Source organism: Lichenihabitans sp. PAMC28606, from assembly GCF_020616535.1.
GTDB classification, from domain to species: Bacteria; Pseudomonadota; Alphaproteobacteria; order Rhizobiales; family Beijerinckiaceae; genus Lichenihabitans; species Lichenihabitans psoromatis.
In genome coordinates this window covers 3353344-3374170 of record NZ_CP085136.1, presented here as the reverse complement: position 1 = coordinate 3374170, position 20827 = coordinate 3353344, and the positions used below count along the sequence as shown (strand labels likewise).

20 protein-coding genes are annotated in these 20827 nt (G+C 63.9%); 14 read left to right on the top strand and 6 right to left on the bottom strand.

Translation table 11 applies throughout. The annotated features are described in order from the left end of the window. The first annotated feature begins 4 nt into the window (after positions 1-4). Genes LGH83_RS15870 through LGH83_RS15845 form a run of 6 tightly spaced genes read left to right on the top strand, consistent with a single transcriptional unit; the run spans position 5 to position 6523 of the window. Positions 5-1126 (top strand): class I SAM-dependent methyltransferase, encoded by a 1122-nt coding sequence (locus LGH83_RS15870; protein WP_227399493.1) that lies wholly within the window; start codon positions 5-7, stop codon positions 1124-1126. Beyond that, complete coding sequence (locus LGH83_RS15865; RefSeq protein WP_227401880.1) at positions 1126-2133, top strand: Gfo/Idh/MocA family protein; 1008 nt, start codon at positions 1126-1128, stop codon at positions 2131-2133. The genes LGH83_RS15870 and LGH83_RS15865 overlap by 1 nt, the downstream gene beginning before the upstream one ends. Continuing rightward, on the top strand, positions 2061-3659 hold the full coding sequence (locus LGH83_RS15860) for a YcaO-like family protein (RefSeq protein ID WP_227401879.1): 1599 nt from the start codon (positions 2061-2063) through the stop codon (positions 3657-3659). Before LGH83_RS15865 ends, LGH83_RS15860 begins: the two co-directional genes overlap by 73 nt. After that, positions 3656-4498, top strand: coding sequence for a sugar phosphate isomerase/epimerase family protein (locus LGH83_RS15855; RefSeq protein WP_131114334.1), 843 nt, complete (start codon positions 3656-3658; stop codon positions 4496-4498). The genes LGH83_RS15860 and LGH83_RS15855 overlap by 4 nt, the downstream gene beginning before the upstream one ends. After that, positions 4495-5727, top strand: coding sequence for a glycosyltransferase family 4 protein (locus tag LGH83_RS15850; RefSeq protein WP_319799559.1), 1233 nt, complete (start codon positions 4495-4497; stop codon positions 5725-5727). The genes LGH83_RS15855 and LGH83_RS15850 overlap by 4 nt, the downstream gene beginning before the upstream one ends. Before the next feature lie 13 nt (positions 5728-5740). Continuing rightward, on the top strand, positions 5741-6523 hold the full coding sequence (locus LGH83_RS15845) for a PIG-L deacetylase family protein (protein WP_227399491.1): 783 nt from the start codon (positions 5741-5743) through the stop codon (positions 6521-6523). Here LGH83_RS15845 and LGH83_RS15840 read toward each other — a convergent pair. Beyond that, the gene (locus LGH83_RS15840; RefSeq protein ID WP_227399490.1) at positions 6520-7398 is read right to left on the bottom strand and encodes a hypothetical protein; all 879 of its coding nucleotides are present in this window, start codon (positions 7396-7398) and stop codon (positions 6520-6522) included. The genes LGH83_RS15845 and LGH83_RS15840 overlap by 4 nt on opposite strands. Positions 7399-7820: 422 nt before the next feature. On the opposite strand from LGH83_RS15840, the gene ribB reads away from it, so the two are divergent. The 4 genes from ribB (at position 7821) to LGH83_RS15820 (ending at position 12419) form a co-directional block, all read left to right on the top strand. Beyond that, positions 7821-8930: a 3,4-dihydroxy-2-butanone-4-phosphate synthase gene (gene ribB / locus LGH83_RS15835; RefSeq protein WP_227399489.1), complete on the top strand. Its 1110-nt coding sequence runs from the start codon at positions 7821-7823 to the stop codon at positions 8928-8930. 85 nt (positions 8931-9015) lie between these two features. Further along, entirely contained in the window at positions 9016-11184 is a 2169-nt protein-coding gene (locus tag LGH83_RS15830; RefSeq protein WP_227399488.1) for a M48 family metallopeptidase, read from the top strand. Positions 11185-11268: 84 nt separating this feature from the next. Continuing rightward, positions 11269-11697 carry a hypothetical protein gene (locus tag LGH83_RS15825; RefSeq protein ID WP_227399487.1) on the top strand — a complete coding sequence of 143 codons (429 nt, stop codon included), beginning with the start codon at positions 11269-11271 and terminating at the stop codon, positions 11695-11697. 8 nt (positions 11698-11705) lie between these two features. Then, on the top strand, positions 11706-12419 hold the full coding sequence (locus LGH83_RS15820; RefSeq protein ID WP_227399486.1) for a hypothetical protein: 714 nt from the start codon (positions 11706-11708) through the stop codon (positions 12417-12419). A 73-nt stretch (positions 12420-12492) separates the two neighbouring features. Here the strand turns inward: LGH83_RS15820 and LGH83_RS15815 are convergent, their stop codons facing one another. Next, positions 12493-12843, bottom strand: coding sequence for a hypothetical protein (locus LGH83_RS15815; RefSeq protein ID WP_227399485.1), 351 nt, complete (start codon positions 12841-12843; stop codon positions 12493-12495). A gap of 215 nt (positions 12844-13058) precedes the next feature. On the opposite strand from LGH83_RS15815, the gene LGH83_RS15810 reads away from it, so the two are divergent. After that, positions 13059-13469, top strand: coding sequence for a cupin domain-containing protein (locus LGH83_RS15810; RefSeq protein WP_227399484.1), 411 nt, complete (start codon positions 13059-13061; stop codon positions 13467-13469). A gap of 6 nt (positions 13470-13475) precedes the next feature. Here LGH83_RS15810 and LGH83_RS15805 read toward each other — a convergent pair whose 3' ends face one another. Together LGH83_RS15805 and LGH83_RS15800 are read right to left on the bottom strand one after the other, a co-directional pair. Beyond that, entirely contained in the window at positions 13476-14483 is a 1008-nt protein-coding gene (locus LGH83_RS15805; RefSeq protein ID WP_227401878.1) for a Gfo/Idh/MocA family protein, read from the bottom strand. A 135-nt stretch (positions 14484-14618) separates the two neighbouring features. Next, positions 14619-15821, bottom strand: a complete 1203-nt coding sequence (locus tag LGH83_RS15800; RefSeq protein ID WP_227399483.1) for a pyridoxal phosphate-dependent aminotransferase — start codon at positions 15819-15821, stop codon at positions 14619-14621. A gap of 175 nt (positions 15822-15996) precedes the next feature. Between LGH83_RS15800 and LGH83_RS15795 the strand changes: the two genes are divergently transcribed. The 3 genes from LGH83_RS15795 to LGH83_RS15785 all read left to right on the top strand — a co-directional run bounded on the left by LGH83_RS15795 (position 15997) and on the right by LGH83_RS15785 (position 18402). After that, positions 15997-16374, top strand: coding sequence for a hypothetical protein (locus LGH83_RS15795; RefSeq protein WP_227399482.1), 378 nt, complete (start codon positions 15997-15999; stop codon positions 16372-16374). Between the two features lie 70 nt (positions 16375-16444). Beyond that, positions 16445-17746, top strand: a complete 1302-nt coding sequence (locus LGH83_RS15790; protein WP_227401877.1) for a glutamate-5-semialdehyde dehydrogenase — start codon at positions 16445-16447, stop codon at positions 17744-17746. Between the two features lie 80 nt (positions 17747-17826). Beyond that, the gene (locus LGH83_RS15785; protein WP_264479192.1) at positions 17827-18402 is read left to right on the top strand and encodes a nicotinate-nucleotide adenylyltransferase; all 576 of its coding nucleotides are present in this window, start codon (positions 17827-17829) and stop codon (positions 18400-18402) included. Here the strand turns inward: LGH83_RS15785 and LGH83_RS15780 are convergent. Together LGH83_RS15780 and LGH83_RS15775 are read right to left on the bottom strand one after the other, a co-directional pair. Continuing rightward, complete coding sequence (locus LGH83_RS15780) at positions 18399-19418, bottom strand: bile acid:sodium symporter family protein (RefSeq protein ID WP_227399480.1); 1020 nt, start codon at positions 19416-19418, stop codon at positions 18399-18401. The two genes, LGH83_RS15785 and LGH83_RS15780, sit on opposite strands and share 4 nt — an antisense overlap. Before the next feature lie 73 nt (positions 19419-19491). Next, positions 19492-20796, bottom strand: a complete 1305-nt coding sequence (locus tag LGH83_RS15775) for an ATP-binding protein (RefSeq protein ID WP_227401876.1) — start codon at positions 20794-20796, stop codon at positions 19492-19494. Positions 20797-20827 lie beyond the last annotated feature (31 nt).

Here is a 20827-nt window from a genome sequence, read left to right as displayed (position 1 = left end):
CCCCGTGACCGGCGCGCCGCTGATCGATGACGGCTCGGATCTGCTGCGCGATGCCGACGGGCGTCTCTGGCCTCGGCTCGACGGCATTCCGTACCTTCGTGTCGGACGCGACGATCTCGTCGCTGAGGCGGTCGACCGCCTCCAAAGCGGCGATCGAGACGGTGCGCTCGTCGTCCTGTTGGGTGATCAAGACGATTGGTGGACCGGCGCTCCCGCTGATTCCACCGCGGTCCGAAACCTTGTCGCCGATCGGTTGCGACTGTCGTTGCGGGACGCCATGGCGTGTCTCGCCTTCGGTCGGGTTGGAGATTACTTCGCGCATCGCTGGAGTGACCCGACCTATCTGGCCGGCCTTGCGTTGCTCGACGCGCATTGGAGACCGGCTCGATCAAGCTTCGAGCTTGCTTGCGGCATTGGGCACTACGGCCGCGAGTTGGCGAAGCGGGAGGTCGACTATACTGGTGGAGACGTGGTCTTCAGTAAGCTTTGGCTGGCACGACATTGGGTCTTGCCGCCGGCTGCTCGTTTGATCTGCTTCGACGCTTCGGCCCCCTGGCCGATTGCGGATGAGCACTACGACCTCGTCTTCTGCCACGACGCCTTCTACTTTCTCGATCCGAAACCGGCGATCCTGGCGCAGTTACGAGCTCTGGTCGGCCGAGACGGTCGCCTCGCGCTCAGCCATGTGCACAACAGCGGCGCCGCCAATTTCTCGTCGGGCCATGCCCTGTCGGCTGCAGAGATGGCCGACCTCTTCCCGCACGCCACCGTTTATGACGATGCCGAACTCACGCATGCCGTGGTCGAGGCGCGCGCGCCGCGGTCGGCCTCATGGGAGGCGCTCGGCTCGGTCGAGGCTTTTTCGGTCGAAGAGAGTGTTGACCTTTCAGAAGGCTCACGGCCGGCCGACTGCGGTCTTTCGATGCCGTTCGATAATGCCGCCTTCCGGTTGAACCCGCTCTATCGGCCGAGTGGGGACGACTATGCCATCGTTTGGCCTTCCGAACGCTACGCAGCCGAATATGCGCCGCGGGCCACCTATCCGAGCCTGATCTCACGCGATCGGACCCACGCGGCCGATGCGATACGCCGCCGTATTCTCGTCGACCTACCGGAGCGCTGGTGATGCGTCCGGTGCGCTGGGGCATCGCCGGTTTCGGCTGGGTCGCGACAGACTTCATGGCTCCAGCGATCGAGGCTGCAGGGGACCGGCTGGTCGCCGTGGCCGACCCCTCCTTAGCCGCACTGGCGGACGCAAGCCGCCGGGGCGCGCGGACCTACACGGACGTTTGCGCGCTCGCGTCCGACCCCGATGTCGAGGCCATCTATGTGGCGACCCCCAACCACTTGCATCGAGAGGCCGTGGAGGCCGCGGCCGCAAGTGGCAAAGCGGTGCTGTGCGAGAAGCCGATTGCCGCGACACTCGTCGATGCGGAAGCCGCCGTGGCGGCATGCCGGCACGCCGGCGTGCTCTACGGCACCGCCTTCGATCAGCGTCATCACCCGGCTCATCGCGCGCTGCGGGATGCGCTGGCGGCGGGACGCATTGGAACGCCGACGGCCATTCGGATCGTCTACGCGTGCTGGCTCGGTCCGACCTGGAGCGCCGGACGCGGCGGCGACAATTGGCGGATCGACGGGGCCAAGGCCGGCGGCGGGGCCATGATGGACCTCGCGCCGCATGGGCTCGATCTCGTCGACTTTCTGCTGGGTGAGCCGCTCGATACTATGGTGTCGATGCTGCAACGGCGTGTCCATGCCTATGCGGTCGATGATGGCGCGATGCTGGTCGGGCGGACCGGCTCGGGCGTTCTGGTCAGTCTTCACGTCGCCTATAATTGCCCGGATGCCCTGCCCCGCCGACGCCTCGAGGTCACGGGCAGCCACGGCATGATCGTGGCCGAGAATACGATGGGGCAGGACGCTGGCGGTACGCTCACCCTGACGGACGGCACAACAGGGCTGCCCGAAATCCTTCCGATCCTAGACCACGACCTATCCCCTTTTCTGGCCCAGGTTCGCCGTTTTGGCGACGCGGTGCGATCGGGACGATCTAACGAATTTTCCGGCGAACGCGACCTGCACACGATGCGGCTCCTCGCCGAAGCCTACCGTGGAGATATCCCGTCGTGACCGGCCTTCCCGAAGACCTTCCCGACGCTGCGCGGGCCTATATCGAAGGGCTCCCGCAAGGCCGCATTGTCGGGTTCCCGATGACGGGGCTCGATCGCACCGGCGTGCCGGCCTGGAAGGTTGCGTTGTTCCTGGACGATGGCGGCGCGCTTCCGGGCAACATGCCATCCGGATACGGCTATGGGACCACCGACGGCGACGCCATCGTCGGCGCTTTGGCCGAAATCGCCGAGGCGATCTGCCCGACGCTGCGCCTGATGAAAACGCCCTGGCGGCGCGGCAGCTATCGGACCCTCGTCGCCGAAGTCGGCCGTGATCGCATCGTCGACCCCCTGACGCTTTGCCTTCCGGCGGGAAGCCTTGTCGATTACGACACGTCTTTAGCCTGGACAGAAGCGGTGCGCGCGCGCAACGGCGAGCGCGTCCTGGTACCGCTCGACGTCGCCGCGACCGATTGGTTCGAGTTGCCGCCCGACTATGCGCCCTTCACGTCGCTGATCACCAACGGCCTGGGGGCCGGTCCCGACCTCGACTGGGCGGTCGGACATGGGTTGCTCGAATGTTTGCAGCGCGACGGGAACGGGCTGTTGTTTCGCGCGCTCGATCAGGGCGTGGTGTTGGATCTTGGCGACGATCTCGATCCCGAAACACGCGAGCTTCTCGCTCATATCGACCGATGCGGCATGACGGTGCTGCCGAAATTCGCGACTGACGAATTCGGGCTCGCTAACGTCTACGTGGTCGGCTTCGACCGCCCCGGCTACGGGCCGCGTGTCCCGATCATGCTGTCGGCCTGCGGCGAGGCCTGCGATCCCGATCGGAATCGCGCCCTTCGGAAGGCGCTGCTTGAATTCTGCTCGGCACGGGTCCGCAAAACCTATGGCCATGGGCCGATCGCCGAGGCGTTGAGCGTTGCACCGCAAGGCTACGTGCAGGCTTTCGTGAAACGCGCGCTTCCCAGCCTCGATCACGAGGAAAGTCGAGCCCTCAGTGAGATGATCGCCTGGTCCAAGGACGATGGATCGACCCTGCGACGCGCCCTCGACGCGACCGTATTCTCGATCCGCAGCCATAAACGCTTCGGCGATCTGCCGGCTGTGGCGCTGGCCGACACGCGCGAGCGCGGCGCCTGGGCCCGGCGGCAACTCGAGGCCGATGGCTTCGACGTTCTTTACATCGACGGTTCACCCCCCGGCGGCGGGTTCGCGGTCGCCAAGGTGATCGTCCCAGGGCTCGAGGTTGAAACCATGAGCTACAGCCGTATCGGCGAGCGCAACACCCGCAAGCTCATCGCGCGGGATAGCCCGCTGATCCGCTTTGGCGAGGAAAGCGCAACGCTGCGCCCGGTCCGGCTCAGCGAAGCAGCGTTCGAACGGCTGCGTCCGGAGACAGGCGGCCGCCAACCTTTGTTCGATATCGGCGAAGCCGAACGGATCGTCGGTCCCCTTTATCCGCTCTACCGAGAACCGGAAGCCCACCATGTTGCCCTGCGCCTGGGTCAACTGAAACATGAGGTCACGCCATGAGTTTGCGTTACGCCTACAACACCAATGGAACGGCGTGGCATCGTCTCGATGACGCGCTCTCGTTGCTTGCCGAGGCTGGCTACGACGGCGTCGCCCTCACGCTCGATCATCACCATTTCGATCCGCTCTCTCCCGATTGGGAGCGCAACGCGATGGCGTTGCGGAAGCGGCTCGACGCGCTCGGCTTCGGGGTCGTGATCGAGACAGGCGCTCATTTTCTGCTCGATCCCAAACAGAAGCATGAGCCGACCTTCGTTTCGGCGGCTCCTGATGGCCGTCTTCGCCGCCTCGACTTTCTCAAGCGCGCCGCCGACATCGGCGTGATTTTAGGAGCCGAGGTGCTGTCGTTTTGGTCCGGACGCCTCAAGCCTGGGGTCGATCGGCGCGACGCGACGGAGTGGCTGCACGAGGGGGTCGACGCGATCGTGGACTATGCCAAGCGGCAGGGCATCGTACCGGCGCTCGAACCCGAGCCCGAAATGTTCGTCTCGACCGTGGACGACTATGCCGACCTGATCCGGGCCGTTCCGGACGTTCGGCTCGCGCTTGATCTCGGCCATGTGCTGGTGACGGGCGAGCGGGAGCCCGACGAAGCCATTCGCGAATTTGGTCGCCACATCGCCGACGTGCATCTCGAGGATATGAAGCGGGGCGACCATGTTCATCTGGCGTTCGGCGATGGCGATATGGACGTGCCCGCCGCGCTGCGGGCGCTCCGCGATATTTCATTCGACGGTCTGGTCTGCGTCGAACTTTCACGCGACAGCTACCGGGCCGACCTGATGATCCCCGAAGCGCGGCAGGCGATTGCGGCCTATGAGCGTGAGTGTGTCGCGTGAGGATCTGCTTCGTCAGTCGACGGTACTTCCCGGCCATTTCCGGGATGAGCGTCTACGCCGTGAACCTCCTGCGCGAGTTGGTTCGCGCCGGTCACGACGTCACGATGATCAGCCAGTATCGCGGCGATACATTCGGCACGCGCGTCTATGGTGGAGGCCCCCCGCCTGCGGTGCCGGGTGTCGCGGTGATCGGGCTCGAACAGATCGGCGAGCAGACGAACGGCGATTTCGAGCGCGACATCGACACGATGATCGCAACCATCAAGGCGGCGCATGAACGCAAGCCGTTTGACCTTCTGCATGCTCAATATGGTTATCCGACCGGCTGGGCGACGCTGCTGGCGGCGCGTGATCTCGGCATTCCGGCGGTCGTCTCGATCCAGGGTGGAGATGGCCATTGGGTGGGCTCGTGTTGCGACACACACCGGCTTGCGATGCAGCGTGTGCTGGACGGGGCCGATGCGCTGCTCATCGGCGGTGAGAGCTTCGTCGAGGAAGTCAGCGACCGGCTCGGAACCGCTCGCGAGCGGTTCACCATCGTGCCTGGGGCAGTCGACACGGAACGCTTTCGCCCGGCCGATGAGGCCAAGGTCGGCGTGGCGCCCTTTCCAGTGAGGCTCCTCTATCACGGCCGGGTCGACCGGCGGAAAGGCGCGCTGGACTTTCTTGACGCCCTTGACGTGTTGCGGACCCGTGGTGTGGCGTTTCGGGCGACCGTGTCGGGAATCGGACCCGATCTCGACGCCTGCAAGGCCCGCGCGGCGGATCTCGCGTTCGATGCCCACACCGTTGGGTTCACGGGTTACGCGGCCTACGAGGCTGTGCCGGACATCTACCGGGAGCACGACATCTTTGTCTCGCCGACTTATGGCGAGGGCTTCTCCAACACGATCCTAGAAGCCATGGCGTCGGGCCTCGCAAACATGTCGTGTTTCGCGGTGGGTGTGAACGACTGTCTAAGGAACGGTGAAAATGGCCTGTTGGTCGAGCCCGGCGATATTGCGGGCCAGGCCGATGGGCTGCAACGCCTGATCGAAGACGCCGCCTTTCGTCGGCGCATCGCCGTCGCGGGTCTGACCGAATGCCGCCGCGACTATTCGTGGGAGACGGTCGGGCGGATGATCATGACGGTTTACGCTCGCGTCCTGAGGGCACCGGCGAGAGGCCGCGTCGATGCTCGTCTACCGATGACCGACTGCCGCTTCCGCGCCGAGCCGCATCTTCTGTGACCGCCGGCCATCCATGACCCGCACGGCTCTCGCGCTGTCCCCGCATCTCGACGATGCCGCATTCTCCTGCGGCGGCACGCTTGCGACGCTGGTGCGCGACGGCTGGCGCGTCCGTGTCGCGACGCTCTTCACCCGCTCGGTGCCGAACCCGCATGGCTTTGCGCTCGCCTGCCAACTCGATAAGGGGCTTGGGCCAGACGTCGATTACATGGCCCTGCGGCGCGCCGAGGATCTTGCAGCCATGCGGGCGCTCGGGGTGGCGGAGCCGATCCATGTCGAGTTGCCGGAAGCACCCCATCGCGGTTACGCGTCGGCCGACGCCCTGTTTCAATTGCCGCTCGCAACCGACACCATCGGGATCGATCTTCGTGCCGCGATCGAGAGACTCATGGTGGATCATGCGCCAGATCTCATCTTCGCGCCGCAGGCGATCGGCGGTCACGTCGATCATGTTCAACTGGTCAAAGCCCTCGACGATCTCGAGAGACCGGTTCTGTGGTGGCGCGACTTTCCTTATGTGGCACGGACCGGCAATCCGGCTGAGCCGTTCGCCCACAGGATGCATGTCATGCCCGAGCACAGCCTGCGGCTCGATGCGGACGCAGCGGCGGCCAAGGAGGCATCGTGCCTCGCTTACGCGACCCAGTTGGGCTTTCAATTCGGTGGCCCCGACGGCTTGCGGACGAAGCTTTCAGAGGGCATCTCCGCCGAAGGCTTCCGAGGGCAGGATCTGGCATGGAGCCTGATGCGCGACATGTCGGGGATCGGCAGAATAGCGGCGCCGGCCCGCTCCTAAGCGTCCGCGACGCCGAGATCGCCGAGCGGAACCGGAAAGGCATGCGGACGCGTGGCCAACATCGTGTCGATCAACGCCAGGGCTTCGCGACGCCCGCTGTTGGCGGCTTGCTCGAACGGCGTCCAGGTTTGGGTAAAGTCGAGAGCCGCGAAGACATCGCGATAGCGCCGCAACTCGCGTTGCGTGAGCGGAATGCCACGCACAAACGCCTTATGGGTCGAGATCTTGGTGGCGCGGCGCAAATCGCGAGGGTCGAGCTCGAATTTCAGGCAATCACCGCAGAACAGAATTTTCCGCGCGCGGTCGAACAGCACGGCATGGCCGTCGAAGTGTCCGGCCGTCAGATGCAGTTCCAGGCCCGGCAATGGCTCGAGCCGCTCGTCGAATGGCCAACTGACGCAGAGCGCGCCCGACCAAGCGAGATCGCCCGGATGCAGCGCGAGTTCAGGATCGAAGCGATCCTGCAATTGCCAGATCGCTCCATAGGAATGGGGATGCGACGCGGACAGAACCTGCACGCCGCCGAGTTGTGCGATGGCCGCGAGCGCCGCCTCGCTATAGACCGCACAGCCTTCGAAGGCGAGATTGCCGCCCGCTGTCTGGATCAGATAGCCGGACGAGCCGATCCCATCGACCGGATCGTTCCAGAAGCGCCAGACCCCCGGCTCGATCTCGGCCCAATGGCAGGGATACAGCTTGCGGGCTTCGGCGAGATCACGGAAATGCCAGCCGCGCTGCGGCATGACGTGTCGGGCATCAACGCACAGGGGGCATGACGTCGGACGCTCGAAATGCCGTTGCCAGAAGCCACAATTGTCACAAAAGAAGGCCGGTAGATCGAGGGCATCCTTGAACGGGAGATATCCTGGGCTCATCACATCCTGCCAAACTCTGCTGATCGACCCGATTTTGACAAATCGGGCTCGTGCGCTTCGCGATCAACCTCGTTGAGGCGCGACAGTTCCGCCAGGACGGAGTTCATGCGGCTGTCGACCGGGCGAGACCCAGCGGACCCTTCCCGACTAAACCGCGCCGTTCTTCTTTGACCAAAGCGATCTTCCGATCGATCGACGCGTTAGGCTGGTCGGCTGTGTATAAGAAGGCGGCTATGTCTCCCCTCGATCGCAAAACCACGGTCGAAACGGGTGGTCTATCGCGTGTTGCCACATCGCTTGAGCCAGCATGATTGCGTCATGCCGTCGTCGCCGGTAGATCAGGTCATCGCGATTTTTCAAGGGACGCGTCTTCGCAGATTTCGAACGCGCGTTCGACGACAGCTTCGCTGCGGTAGGACCCTATGACCGAACACACTTTCAAGCTCGACACGATCGCGGACGCGGTCTCGGCCGTGGGGCGCGGTGAACTCGTCGTCGTGGTGGATGACACCGATCGCGAGAATGAGGGCGATCTGATCATGGCGGCCGAAACCGCGACGCCTGAGCGGATGGCCTTCATGATCCGCCACACCAGCGGCATCATCTGCGCTCCCATGGCCGCCGAACGCGCCGAGCGTCTACAATTGCCGCCGATGGTGGCCAACAATCTCGATCCAATGCGGACCGCCTTCACGGTCAGCGTCGATGCGAAACGAGGGATGACGACCGGCATCTCGGCCATCGAGCGAACCAACACGGTGCGGGCGCTTGCGGGAGCCGGGGCGCAAGCCGGCGATTTCCTCAGACCCGGCCATGTCTTTCCGCTGATCGGCCGGGCCGGCGGCGTCCTCACGCGCTCGGGTCACACCGAAGCGGCGATCGATCTTGCCACGATGGCAGGGCTGTCTGATGTGGCGGTTCTGGCCGAGGTCGTGAACGACGACGGCACGGTGAAGCGCCTCGACGAACTGATCCGTTTCGCGCGGGAACATGGCTTGCGGATCGTTACGATCGAGGATTTGATCGCGGCCCGCGTTCAAAGTGAGAGTCTCGTTCAACGCTTGTCGACCGAACAGGCGGCGATCGACGGCCACGCCGTGACGGTCCATGCCTATGCGACAAAGCTCGACCCCTGGCAGCATATCGCGGTCGTCTTCGGCGACCTCAGCGGCGGCATGGACGTGCCGTGCCGCATCCATCGCGAGCAACCCGTGCGGGAATTGATCGAGCCGGGGTTCAATCAAATCGGCCGGGCGTTCGAGATCTTCCGACAAAGAGGCCGCGGCGTATTCATCGTTGTCCGCAATCCGGATGTCGCAACGGCCACGCCGCAGGCGGCGGTCAGCGCCGGCACTGGCGAACATCATCAAAGTGCCGAAGCAAGGAAAACGCGCTGGCGCGATATCGGTGTCGGCGCGCAAATCCTGCGCGACCTCGGTGTCAGGTCGATCGCCGTGCTGTCGGCGCATGAGCATAATTATATCGGTCTCGTCGGGCACGGGATTTCCGTGACGGACAAGATCGCGATTTGACCGTCGTCGCTCCGGCGAAACCGATGCTCGTGGGGACCAGGGGAAGCCTCGACCCTTGCCAAACTTGGCTCTCAGGAGGCGACATATGACGCTGCAGTCCCGTGCCCGTCGATGCATGAGGCTGTTGGCCGCGACCGTGTTGCTGCCACTGGCGATCTTGCTGCTGGGATGCTGGGAACAACAACGCGGCGTTGCCGACTGGCTCGATCTGCACAACGAGCAGCTCCGCCTGTCCGGTGTCGTCGCACAACTCGAAGCGCGGGCGCCCAAGAACGGCAAGATGGACTTCACCATGCAGTTTCGCCGCAACGGCCAACTGTATGGAGGGCCCCTTGCGCTGGACCAGGCGCATGAGGCCCTGAAAGAGGTCGCATCCCTCACCAAGGTCATGGACCTGCGGCGCATCTTGCCACCCGTTGTGATGGGGGCCTCGGCTTTTGTCGCCGCGCTGTCACTCCTGGTTCTCATCACCGGTGGGGCGCTCGGATGGCTCGGGCGGACGTCGCGCGAGATCCTCGTGCGCGGTTTCTCCCTTGTCCGAACGGTTTTACCGGCGATCCTTGCGACGCAGGTCGTGCTCGGGACGACGGCCTTCGTATCGGTCGTCGTCTTCGAGGCGGCAGCGCTTGCTCAACCCGGGATCGGTACAGGCGAGATCAAGCTGCTGGCCGTCGCATGCATCGCCGTTCTCGGCAGCATCTTTGTGGCGGGCAGCACCTTGGCCGGGTTACGACACGCGCTGGCGGCCTTCGAGCCCGACCCGCTTCCCATTTTGGGTCGGCTGGTCCCTCCGGCAGCGGCACCGGGCCTTTGGCGGCTCGTCGACGGGCTTGCCGAACGGCTCGGATCACTCAAACCCGATACCATCGTGGTTGGATTAACGGAGGGCTTCTTCGTCAGCGCCGGACCCAAGATCTTGCAACCCGGCGGCCACAAGCTCGCAGGCCGCACGCTTTATGTCCCCCTGCCGTACCTGACGCTGCTGCGGGGCGACGAGGTCGCGTCGATCATCGGGCATGAGCTCGCCCATTTCGCCGGGGGCGATACCGCCTACAGCCTGCGCTTTCTGCCGATCTATGCAGGCGTCGGCCGGTCCCTCGATGCGGTGGCGGCCGTCGGCGAGGGAAGCGGTTCGGCCTTCGGACTACTCAGTCCCGCCATGTGGCTCGGATTATTCGTGATGGATCGGTTCCATTATGCCGTGCGCCACTGGAGCCGAACCCGCGAATTTGCGGCCGATCGTGTCGGGGCCGGACCGACTTCGCCAGAGGCGGCCGCCCGCGCGCTGTTGCGGGTGGGTGCCGTCCGACCGCGCATCGTCGAAACGCTCGACGAAGCCACGGAGAACCGTGGGATGGGGGCGCCGAACATGGTGGCGGCTGTGCTCGATCACGCCATCGCACGCGGTCTCGACGATCCCGCCGCTCATCTCGAGGCCGAACAGACTCACCCGACCGATACCCACCCGACCACGCGCGATCGCCTTGCGGCACTGGGCTGTCCGCCCTCCCCCGAACGGCTCGACGCGGCAAGAGCGGCACCGCCCCGCGAGGCGCTCGGCAAGCTCGCGGCCTATTTCGACGACCCGGTCGGCCTCTGCCAGGCGGCGACGGCGGATTTCCTCGCGGCCGTGCGGCAGAATGACGATGCGCTCCAGGCCCATCTGGCCGCAACCGCCGCGAAGGTCGATGCTGACGATCGGGTGCTCACCGTCAACAAACGCCCACAAGGCTACGTCCTCTTGGTCTCCTGCGGCGTCATGATCGGCGTCTCGCTCATCCTGTTGGCGACGGGTGTACCCGGGCTTGGAGCAGGCGAGTTAAAGTTGGTGGCGGCGACGAGCGACACGCTCGGAGCGTTCTTGGCCGGCTTCGGCCTCTTCTGTCTCTGGCAAGGCGAGCGAACGTCGCTTGTTTTCGGGAGGGACGCGCTAAACGTTCCGGGCCTCGATCGACCGATCGCCTGGGACGACATCGCCGATTTGGACCTCGCTTGCGACTATAATCGCATGACCACCCGCCTTTTGCTGCGGCCTGGATCGCCGCTTCCTGAACGCATGAGACGGGCTCGCAACGTCAAGCTTGACCCCAAGCAGCGCATCGTGACGCTGAAGACCATTCTGCCCGGCAAGATGAAGCCGCAGGAGTTCGCTGATCTGCTTGGCCGCTACCAGCATGCTGCAGAAGCCCGGCGGCGTCTCGCGGCATTAAACGCTGCGCCGCACGTCTTGGCTGGCGACGCTTTACTGGTTTAGACCGTTGCCATGATGACGTCCCTCGATTCGACGCCCCTCCGGCTCCCACCGCCAGCTCGTGACTGGAAGCAAACGATCTGGGTCTTGCTCAGCAGTCTTATGTTTGGCGCGATGCTGGTTGCTGCCACCATCTATACAGCGCCCACGCTTGTGTCGGATTGGCAGGTGCGAGAGGCAGCACGCCCTGTGGCCGAGGCCGAGGTCACCGACGGCAAATGCAGTACCCAACTGATCGTCCACATCTGCAATGCGACCTTGTCGGTAGAGACACCGTCCGGCTCCGTGTCGCGACGCGTGAATTATATCTTCATGGGCGTTCACGTCGGCGAATATACGATCGACGTCTTGGCCGACCCCGCTAGGCCCGACCTTGTCACCACCGATTTGGCGCTCAATCAATTATGGAACCGTACGTTCACGTTGGCGGGCCTGATGGTGACACTAATCGGCGCCACGATGCTGCCACTGGCCGCGCTGATCCGCAATCGGCGGTCAGTCGCCAGTCACTTGTAAGAGGGCTGATGATGCTGCGACGATGGATCGACAAGCGCTTCGCTCTCGCCTTCATGATGGCTGCGGTGCCATCCGACGTCTGGGCTGACTGCGTCTGGTCCGACGTCGCGGTCGATGAGCCGCGTGTGGCCGTGGTCCGGTCGGAGACGCCGCGAACTCAATTTGTGCAGATCGACGCGCTGGTGCATGGCTGTCCGAGTGAAAAGCCGGAGTGCCAGCAGCGGGCCTTTCTTGTCGCGGGCGACGTGGTGCTGATTGGACCGACACAGGGCGCCTATACCTGTTCAGGATTTCTGGGCCGCCGGGGACCGTCGACCATCGCATGGCTGCCGACTGCCGCCCTGGCGCCGCTCCCCAGCGATCAGCAGTCACCCACCGATTGGGCGGGGCATTGGGTTGCGCCGGAGCAGACCATCACGATCGCGAACGGCAGCGCCGGTGCGCTGATCGTGACAGGTGACGCGACCTGGGGCGATACACCGGACCGGCGTCGACTTGGGTCCGTTCACACCGGCGAACTCGCCGGCACGATGCGAGCCGACAAGGGCGTGCTGGCCTTTGCGATGGGCGATGAAAACCACACGCTGCCCTTTGGTGCGGGCGACGAGTTCACATGCAACGTCCGCATGGTCCGGCGAGGACCTTACCTCGTCGTGCGTGACAACAAAGCCTGCGGCGGAGCCAACGTCAGCTTTTCTGGCTTTTACCGGAGAGACCAATAGGCAGGCGCCGATCGAAACCAAGGTCGCCACGCTGGCAAGGATTTAAGTCTCGCAACGGCTGATGGCCCTGCCCTTACGGAGCGCCGCGGTCGGTGATCGGCATGAGTGGCCGGAGCGGACTTGCTTCTGCCGTCGTGATGACGCCTGTGCCGAGCAAGATGGCGAAGAGCGCGGTCGGCAGTGCCCACAATTGCATGGGGATGCCCCAGAACGAATGCGCTTGCGCTGATGCATGAAAGGTCACGCCACGATTCCAGCGTAGTCCGAGCGCCGCAATCATCACAGCCGCCAACCCCATGGTGATCGCGACACCGCGGTCGATCTCGGGCCCATCGACCTTCCAAAGAACGATGATCGGAAGAAAGGCCGCAAGGGCGATCAAAAAGATGACCCAGCATCCTCGACCGCGCCAGACCACCAACATATCGTCTCTCCGTTCGACGGCCACGCCACTCATGGCGCGCGCAGCAATAGCTTGGTTGACGACGATACAAAAGTGGTTTGGGCCGACGATCGACCGCGACGATGTGAGCCTCAATATCGTGGAGCGAACGACAGGGGGCGCGGCAGCCGGCGCTTTCCGTCAGCCCTCGGAATGCTCTACAATCGAGCGCAGATTAGCGACAGAGGAGAGCAGTCGTGGATATCAAGCGCAGCGGCTCGACGGCATCCGCCAAGGGGCCGGCCGATTATTTCACCGGAACCGTCCGGATCGACGCTCCGTTCCAAGGCACTGAACCGGCGCGTGTCAGCGGCGCGACGGTGACTTTCGAACCTGGCGCGCGAACGGCGTGGCACACGCACCCGTTTGGACAAACGCTGCTCGTCGTCTCGGGGCTCGGCTGGGCCCAACGCGATGGTGGCTCGATCGAGGAGATCCGGCCCGGCGATATCGTCTGGTTTTCGCCCAGCGAGAAACATTGGCACGGCGCGACGCCAACGACAGCCATGACCCATGTGGCCATTGCGGAAAAGCGCGAGGGCAGCCCGGTGAGCTGGATGGAGAAGGTCACCGACGAGCAATATGGCCCTGGGCCCGCCGCGTCATAAGAAGATTTACGGCGTCTCCCAACGCTGGCTTTCGCCGGAGCGGAAGAGCGCGTCGATGACCCGCATATTGGCGATGCTGTCAGCCATCCCCCATTCGAGCGGACGTTGCTCGAGAACCGCGCGGCAAAAGGCATCGCCTTGCAGCGTATATTGGTTCGCGAGGGGGAGTTCGATCACCTCGATGTCCTTGCCGGTCACATCGCCTCCGTCATCGACGAACAAGCGGCTCGGTCGATCCGGCTGAGCGTTGAACGGAATCTCGATCTCGATCCGGCCCGTCGTGCCGAGGATCTGAACTCGCTGGTAAGGCACCGCCTGGGTCGCGCAGGTGAAGGTCAGATGTCGTGATCCGGGGAACGCCGCCAGAGCGCTCGCCATCCTGTCGACCCGCATCGCAGGATCGCGATCGAACAATCCGATGACGCGCTCGGGTTCGTCGCCGAAGACGAAACGAGCGGTGTTGATCGCGTAGCAACCGATGTCGTAAAGGCCACCCCCTCCAATGTCGGCCTGATTGCGGACGTTGCTCGGGTCGGTGAGGAAATAGGAAAACAGCGTGCTGATCGCGCGCGTTTCGCCGATGCGCCCGTTTGCGATCAGATCGCGCACCTTGAGCCATTGCGGATGATGGCGAACCATAAACGCCTCGGCTACGAGCCGGCCTGTACGGGCCGAAGCTTCGACCAGTTGCGTGGCTTCGTCAGCCGTCAAGGCGATCGGCTTTTCGCAAAGCACGTGCTTTCCGGCTTCGAGCGCCCGGAGCGTCCATGGAACGTGAAGGTGATTGGGGAGGGGATTGTAGATGGCGTCGATCGACGGATCGGCCAGCAACTCCTCGTAGCTGCCGTAGGCCTGCGGGATGCCGAGTCGCGCCGCGGCGGCTTGTGCTGTCGTCAGATGACGGGACGCAATGGCGCGGATCTCGCAAAGCTCGCCCTTCTGCATCGCAGGGATCACGGTCTCGACGCCGATCTTGGCCGTGCTCAACACGCCCCAGGCTAATGGTCGCGACATGCGTTCTTCCCCTGTTTCGGCTCTAACGGCCGGATGTGCCAAAGGTTCGGCGCAGGCCCAACGCGCAAGCACGGCGAGGATGCGGCTGTCATTCGCGATACGGCCTTGGACGGCCGTATCGCCGATCAGGTCGGGTCAGCGCAGCGAGGCGGTGAACCGTTGGATCTTCGCACAAGCCTCTTCCAACAATGCGTTGGAGGTGGCGTAAGAGATACGGAAGTTGGGGCCTGATCCGAAAGCGGCGCCATGCACCGCCGCGACCCCCTCGGCCTCGAGGAGTTCCGACACGAAATCCTCATCGTTCTCGATGCGCTTCCCAGAAGGCGCCGTTTTACCGATCGTGCCAGCGCAAGACGGGTAGACGTAGAACGCCCCTTCGGGCGAGGGACAGACGAGGTCCTTGGCCTGGTTGAGCATCGACACGACGAGATCGCGCCTCACCTCGAATGCGTTGCGACGCTCCGCGATGAAATGCTGCGGGCCGTTCAGCGCCTCGACCGAAGCCCATTGAGAAATCGTGCAGGCGCCCGACGTCTGCTGACCCTGGACCATGTCCATCGCCTTGATGAGCTTCTCCGGACCGGCCGCGTAGCCGATACGCCAGCCCGTCATCGCATAGGATTTCGACACGCCGTTCATCGTGAGCGTGCGATCCATCAGGTTCGGTTCGATCTGGGCGGGGGTCGTGAAGACGAAATCGCCGTAGACGAGGTGCTCGTACATGTCGTCGGTCAAGACCCAGACATCGGGGTAGCGCATCAACACGTCGGTGACGGCCTTGAGTTCGGCCTCCGTATAGGCCGCGCCGGACGGGTTCGACGGCGAGTTCAGCAGCACCCATTTGGTGCGCGGCGTGATGGCACGTTCGAGATCCTCGGCCTGCAGCTTGAAGCCATGGGCCATGGTGGTCTGCACCACGACCGGCGTGCCGCCTGTCAGCAACACCATGTCGGGATAGCTGACCCAATACGGCGCCGGGATCACGACTTCGTCGCCGGGGTTGAGCGTCGCCAGAAACGCGTTGAACAGCACCTGCTTACCGCCGGTGCAGACGATGGTCTGCGTCGGCTTGTAGTCAAGGCCGTTCTCGCGCTTGAACTTGGCCGCAATCGCCTCGCGCAGCGGTACGATGCCGGAAACCGGCGGATATTTCGTCTCGCCCCGCTGGATCGCCTCAATCGCAGCCTGCTTGATGTTGTCCGGCGTGTCGAAATCCGGCTCGCCGACCGACAGGCTGATGATATTACGCCCCTGCGCTTTCAGGTCGCGCGCCTTCTGCGTCACCGAAATGGTGGCGGATGGTTTGACGCGGGACAGGGTGTCGGCGATGAAGGCCATGGGAGCTTCCGAGGGTGGTGGAATTGACGCCGGACCATAGGTTCGTCATGCCGCCGTCGCAATAAAAAAGCCCGCACCAAGCATTCAAAGACGTGATGGGACCGATCAACTCGCCCTTGGGGCGTGTCATCGGACGACGAACCGGAAGACGAACCGACTTGTAGAAAGATCAATCGTGCGGCTCATGTTCAAGACCTTGATCGGCGTGATCGCACTCGCGGCACTGGTGGTGCTGGCTCTCGTTTGGGACTTGGCCTTTAATCAGCAGCATGTCCTCAAGGCCGTTCTCGGGCGCGACCGGGTCGTGCAAGCCTGTTCACCGGCGCTCGTGACCAAGCTGAAGGCAGCGGGTTTCGATCCGGTCGACCTCACCTTCGATGACCGACCAGATCTCGCCTTCTCGAGCCTGTTCGCACAGAATCTTCAGGGTCGGTTCACCTTCCTTGATGGAACTGCGGGTGGCCGGGTCGACGGCGTCGTCGCCTGCATCGCCACACAGGATATGGTGAGGGTCGATTTTCGGACCACGGTGCGGCCGGTTCGAGCCACCTGATCGCGTCGCTTCTCTGGACAACGTTGCGCCTGTGACGCATGAACCGCTCACCCAATCGAAGGCGGAGATTATGGAGCCCTTTACGGTCATCGAAGGCGGCGCCGCCTCCTTGAGCGCGACCACCACGATCATGCGTGATCTCGGAGCAGCGGCTCGCCTCGCCCAGCGCGCCCTTGCGCTTGCGACGGCAGAGCAAAAATCCAAGGCGCTGCTTGCCGCTGCCGCCGCGATACGCGCCAACGAGCCGGCCATCATGTTGGCCAATGCACGCGACATGACGGATGGCGAGCGGCGTGGCCTGACCTCCGCCTCGCTCGATCGTTTGAAGCTCGACGGCAAGCGGATCGAGGCCATGGCCCAAGCGCTCGCGGACATCGCGGCCCTTCCCGACCCTGTGGGCCGCATCCTCGCACGGTTCGACCGTCCGAATGGTCTCGTGATCGAGCGCGTCGCAACGCCGCTCGGCGTCATCGGCGTCATTTACGAGAGCCGCCCCAACGTCACGGCGGATGCGGGAGCGCTCTGTCTGAAATCCGGCAATGCAGCCATCTTGCGCGGGGGGTCGGAGAGTTTTCAATCGAGCCAGGCCATTCACGCTTGTCTCGTCGAGGGGTTGCGCGCCGCAGGTCTTCCGGAGGCAGCCATCAGTCTCGTGCCGACACGGGACCGGGATGCTGTCGGGGCGATGTTGTCGGGGCTCGATGGATCGATCGACGTGATCGTGCCGCGTGGCGGTCGGACGCTGGTCGAACGGGTCGAGCGCGAGGCGCGCGTGCCTGTCTTCGCTCACCTCGAAGGTCTTGTGCACGTTTATGTCGACCAAGCCGCCGACCTCGAACGCGCCAAGGCGATCGTGCTCAACTCGAAAATGCGGCGGACCGGGGTTTGCGGCGCGGCCGAAACCTTGTTGGTCGATCGCGCCGTCGCCGCGACACATCTCAAGCCATTGCTCGACATGCTGATCGACGCGGGCTGCGCGATCCGCGGCGATATCAAGACCTGCGCGATCGATCCGCGCGTCACGCCCGCCACCGAGCAGGATTGGCGGACCGAATATCAGGATGCGATCATCGCCTGCCGCGTCGTCGATGGGCTGGACGCCGCGATCGACCACATCGAAACCTATGGGTCCCATCACACCGATTGTATCGTCACCGAGGACCAGGGCGCGGCCGATAGGTTTCTGGCGCGGGTCGATTCCGCCATCGTGGTCCATAATGCGTCGACCCAATTCGCTGATGGCGGCGAGTTCGGATTTGGCGGCGAGATCGGGATCTCGACGGGCCGCATGCATGCGAGGGGACCGGTCGGCGTCGAACAATTGACGTCGTTCAACTATCGCATTCGCGGGAGCGGACAAACGCGCCCGTGAAACAAGGGCCCGCGCCGCGCTCGACAATCGGACCTCACCGACATTGGCGCTTTCCCGTGCTGCCCCTGACTGGGCGCGGGATGCGGATCGGCTTGTTCGGGGGATCGTTCAATCCGCCGCATGAGGGTCATCGCCTGGCGAGCCTCGCGGCTATGAAGCGGTTGGGGCTGCATCGGGTCTGGTGGATCGTCACGCCCGGCAACCCACTGAAGGTCGCCCAGGGTTTGCCCAGCCTCGAACGGCGCATCGCCGCCGCCAAGATCGTCGCGCACCACCCACGTATCGACGTCACGGGTTTCGAAGCCGCGATCGGCACGCGTTATTCGGTCCAGACCGTCGATTATCTGAAACGTCGTTGTCCTGGGACATCATTCGTGTGGATCATGGGGGCCGATATCCTCCCCGAGCTGCACCGTTGGAAACATTGGCGGGAGTTCGTCGCAAGCGTTCCGCTGGTGATCGTCGACAGGCCCGGCTCGACATTCAATGCCAAGCGCGGACGCGCCGCGACCGTGATGGCGAAAGGACGACTGCGCGAAAACGAGGCGCCGAGCCTTTCGGGCAAACGCCCACCGGCTTCGGTCTTCATCCATGGACCGCGATCGATGGCATCCTCGACCAGGCTTCGCGCCAACGGCCAGCGCGTCCCCGATTAAAGCGGAGCGGCTTGCGCTCTCGCTTGCCCGGCATCGTCGGTTTCCGCCCGTGCGGCGTAGCGCTTGGCCAGAGCCGCGCAGGCCATCAACTGCACCTGATGGAACAGCATGAGCGGCAGCACATAGAGCCCGACCAGATGCGGCTGGCTGGCGAAGAGAATGTTGGCCATCGGCAAGCCGCTCGCGAGGCTCTTCTTCGAGCCGCAGAACACGATGGCGATCTCATCGGCTTTCGAGAAGCCGAGCGCGCGGCTCGCCACTGTGGTGGCGACCAGCACGAGGACCAGCAGAACAAGGTTGGCGATCAGGAGAATGACGAGATCCTGCACGTCGATCTGATGCCACAACCCGCCCACGACGCCTTCACTGAACGCGGTATAGACGACGAGAAGGATCGAGCCGCGATCGACATAGCTGGTCAGGCTCTTGTGGCGGAGGATCCATGGCCCGATCCAGGTCCGCAGCAATTGCCCGAGCAAAAACGGCAGGAACAATTGCAACGCGATATCGCCGATCGCATCGGCCGAAAAGCCGCCCTGCGTGCCGAGCAGCAGGCCGACCAGCAAAGGCGTGACGACGACACCGACCAGGTTCGACACCGAGGCGCTACACAGCGCCGCCGCGACATTGCCGCGACCGATCGACGTGAAGGCGATCGAGGATTGAACGGTCGACGGGAGAGTCGATAAAAACAGGATACCGAGCGCCAGAGGCGCGCCGATAATCGGCCGCATCAGCGCGCTCATGCCGAGCCCGAGCACCGGGAAAAGCAGGAACGTGCTGAGAAAGACCGTGAGTTGCAGCCGCCAATGCGTGAGGCCCGCGACGACGGCCTCGCGCGACAGTCGCGCCCCGTAAATGAAGAACAACAGCGCGATCGCGAAGCTCGTGACTCGGGTCATGACCGGCGCCATGACGCCTTGGGCCGGAAGAATGGTGGCCAAGACCACCATGCCGACGATCGCGGCGATGTAGGGGTCGGGCGTGACGCGAGTGACCAAGGATCGAAATGTCATGACTGTCCGGTCGAAAGGGGGGACGGGGTTCGTGCTTCCTTTACGCCGAAGTCGGCGCTGCACAAGGTCGGCGTCAGACCGGTACACGCACCGTGGCGCGCAGGCCGCCCAGCGGGCTTTCGCCGAGCAACACCTCGCCGCCGTGGGAGCGCGCGATATCGCGCGCGATGGCGAGACCAAGACCGGTGCCGCCGTGATCCTGGTTACGGGCTTCGTCGAGCCGGTGGAACGGCCGGAACACCTCCTCGCGCTTGTCGGGCGCGATGCCCGGCCCATCATCGTCGACATGCACGGTCAGAAAGCGCTGATCACGCGAGGCCTCGATCTGGATCTGTGTGCCGTAGCGCAAGGCATTGCCGACCAGATTGGCGAGGCAGCGCTTGAAGGCATGCGGCCGAACGATCATCGTGGTTTCGCCATTGACCTCGATCTTGGTGGGTCGCCCCTGGCGTTCCGCCTCGGACTTCAACTCCTCGAGGAGTGCGCCGATATCGACCGCCGCCGAGACTTCGCCCGCATCGCCCCGCGCGAAAGCCAAATAGGCTTCCAACATGCGGCCCATCTCGTCGATATCCTTTTGCAAGGCCTCGCTGTCGGGCCCTTCCTCCATCAGCGCCAAGGACAATTTAAATCGAGTCAGAATGGTGCGGAGGTCGTGGCTGACCCCGTTCAACATCGTGGTCCGCTGCTCCAGCGTTCGCTCGATGCGGCGGCGCATCTCGATGAAGGCGTAACCCGCGCGCCGCACTTCGAGTGCGCCGCTCGGCCGATAGTCGATCAGGCGGCCCTTGCCGAGATTCTCGGCCGCTAGTGCCAGGCGGACGATCGGCCTGATCTGATTACGCAGAAATGCGATCGCGACTGCCAGAAGCACGGATGACGTTCCGAGCATCCACAAGATGAAGATATGGGCATTCGACGCATAGGCGGCACTGCGGCGCGCCAAAACCCTCAACACGGCGTCGCCGAGTTGGATGCGGATCTCCACCATACTGGATCGGCCGACCGTATCGATCCAGAACGGCAGGCCAATCTGCTTGCGGATCTCGTTCGACAGCGAATGGTCCAGCAAGGAGAAAAATGGCTTCGGCAGCGCGGTCGGAAGCGACTGTTTCGGCAGAAAGTCCACATCGAGCGCGAGGCGCTCGAAGGCGATCCGCTCGAGATTTGCAGTGCCATGATCGAGCGGAGTGGTTCGATAGAGATCGATCAGCGCCGCGATATCCTGCGTTAGAGCGGTGGATAAGCGGAACGTCACCGACTGCCAGTGCCGCTCCATGAAGAAATAGGCGATCACGCATTGCAAGATCACCATCGGCACAATGACGATCAGCAACGAACGGGAATAAAGCCGCTTCGGCAGGATGTCGGCCACCAGCCTCGCGCTCCTGTGCCACCACGTCCGCGGA

Excerpts from the sequence above, each read along its gene's own strand:
- LGH83_RS15865 (WP_227401880.1), top strand. The coding sequence starts at position 1,126 with ATGCGTCCGGTGCGCTGGGGCATCGCCGGTTTCGGCTGGGTCGCGACA.
- LGH83_RS15855 (WP_131114334.1), top strand. The coding sequence starts at position 3,656 with ATGAGTTTGCGTTACGCCTACAACACCAATGGAACGGCGTGGCATCGT.
- LGH83_RS15845 (WP_227399491.1), top strand. The coding sequence starts at position 5,741 with ATGACCCGCACGGCTCTCGCGCTGTCCCCGCATCTCGACGATGCCGCA.
- LGH83_RS15840 (WP_227399490.1), bottom strand. The coding sequence starts at position 7,398 with ATGAGCCCAGGATATCTCCCGTTCAAGGATGCCCTCGATCTACCGGCC.
- ribB (WP_227399489.1), top strand. The coding sequence starts at position 7,821 with ATGACCGAACACACTTTCAAGCTCGACACGATCGCGGACGCGGTCTCG.
- LGH83_RS15830 (WP_227399488.1), top strand. The coding sequence starts at position 9,016 with ATGACGCTGCAGTCCCGTGCCCGTCGATGCATGAGGCTGTTGGCCGCG.
- LGH83_RS15820 (WP_227399486.1), top strand. The coding sequence starts at position 11,706 with ATGATGCTGCGACGATGGATCGACAAGCGCTTCGCTCTCGCCTTCATG.
- LGH83_RS15815 (WP_227399485.1), bottom strand. The coding sequence starts at position 12,843 with ATGTTGGTGGTCTGGCGCGGTCGAGGATGCTGGGTCATCTTTTTGATC.
- LGH83_RS15805 (WP_227401878.1), bottom strand. The coding sequence starts at position 14,483 with ATGTCGCGACCATTAGCCTGGGGCGTGTTGAGCACGGCCAAGATCGGC.
- LGH83_RS15800 (WP_227399483.1), bottom strand. The coding sequence starts at position 15,821 with ATGGCCTTCATCGCCGACACCCTGTCCCGCGTCAAACCATCCGCCACC.
- LGH83_RS15790 (WP_227401877.1), top strand. The coding sequence starts at position 16,445 with ATGGAGCCCTTTACGGTCATCGAAGGCGGCGCCGCCTCCTTGAGCGCG.
- LGH83_RS15785 (WP_264479192.1), top strand. The coding sequence starts at position 17,827 with ATGCGGATCGGCTTGTTCGGGGGATCGTTCAATCCGCCGCATGAGGGT.
- LGH83_RS15780 (WP_227399480.1), bottom strand. The coding sequence starts at position 19,418 with ATGACATTTCGATCCTTGGTCACTCGCGTCACGCCCGACCCCTACATC.